Origin of the sequence: Oceanisphaera sp. W20_SRM_FM3, from assembly GCF_052119705.1 — a bacterium.
Taxonomy (GTDB): Bacteria; Pseudomonadota; Gammaproteobacteria; order Enterobacterales; family Aeromonadaceae; genus Oceanimonas.
The window spans coordinates 1-1382 of the sequence record NZ_JBGQOP010000042.1; the positions used below are offsets into that span (position 1 = coordinate 1).

The window sequence follows — 1382 nt, forward strand, 5'->3', positions numbered from 1 at the left end:
GATGCCCTGCTTCCAGGAAAAGCCTCTAAGCTTCAGGTACACGTGAATCGTACCCCAAACCGACACAGGTGGTCGGGTAGAGAATACTAAGGCGCTTGAGAGAACTCGGGTGAAGGAACTAGGCAAAATAGTACCGTAACTTCGGGAGAAGGTACGCTGAGGCATGTGAAATCCCTTGCGGATGGAGCGTGACTCAGCCGCAGTGACCAGGTGGCTGGAACTGTTTATCAAAAACACAGCACTGTGCAAACTCGTAAGAGGACGTATACGGTGTGACACCTGCCCGGTGCTGGAAGGTTAAATGATGGGGTTAGCCTTCGGGTGAAGCTCTTGATTGAAGCCCCAGTAAACGGCGGCCGTAACTATAACGGTCCTAAGGTAGCGAAATTCCTTGTCGGGTAAGTTCCGACCTGCACGAATGGTGTAATCATGGCCACGCTGTCTCCACCCGAGACTCAGTGAAATTGAATTTGCGGTGAAGATGCCGTATACCCGCGGCTAGACGGAAAGACCCCGTGAACCTTTACTATAGCTTGGCACTGAACATTGGCCCTACATGTGTAGGATAGGTGGGAGGCTGTGAAACGATGACGCCAGTTGTCGTGGAGCCATCCTTGAAATACCACCCTTGTATGTCTGATGTTCTAACGTAGGCCCCTTATCGGGGTTGCGGACAGTGCCTGGTGGGTAGTTTGACTGGGGCGGTCTCCTCCTAAAGAGTAACGGAGGAGCACGAAGGTTGGCTAAGTACGGTCGGACATCGTACGGTTAGTGCAATGGCATAAGCCAGCTTAACTGCGAGACGGACAGGTCGAGCAGATACGAAAGTAGGTCATAGTGATCCGGTGGTTCTGTATGGAAGGGCCATCGCTCAACGGATAAAAGGTACTCCGGGGATAACAGGCTGATACCGCCCAAGAGTTCATATCGACGGCGGTGTTTGGCACCTCGATGTCGGCTCATCACATCCTGGGGCTGAAGTCGGTCCCAAGGGTATGGCTGTTCGCCATTTAAAGTGGTACGCGAGCTGGGTTCAGAACGTCGTGAGACAGTTCGGTCCCTATCTGCCGTGGGCGTTGGATGATTGAGAGGAGCTGCTCCTAGTACGAGAGGACCGGAGTGGACGAACCCCTGGTGTTCGGGTTGTCATGCCAATGGCATTGCCCGGTAGCTACGTTCGGAATCGATAACCGCTGAAAGCATCTAAGCGGGAAGCGAGCCTCAAGATGAGTCATCCCTAGGGCTTTACGCCCTCTGAAGGGCCGTTGGAGACTACAACGTTGATAGGTTGGGTGTGTAAGTGCAGCGATGCATTGAGCTAACCAATACTAATTACCCGTGCGGCTTAACCATACAACACCCAAGAAGTGTGAGACCTTGCG

1 rRNA gene is annotated in these 1382 nt (G+C 53.0%); it reads left to right on the top strand.

Annotated elements, in window-relative coordinates:
- Nucleotides 1–1353: ribosomal RNA gene (locus ACEN2G_RS14185) — 23S ribosomal RNA — on the top strand; the annotation flags it as partial.
- Nucleotides 1354–1382: the final 29 nt, after the last annotated feature.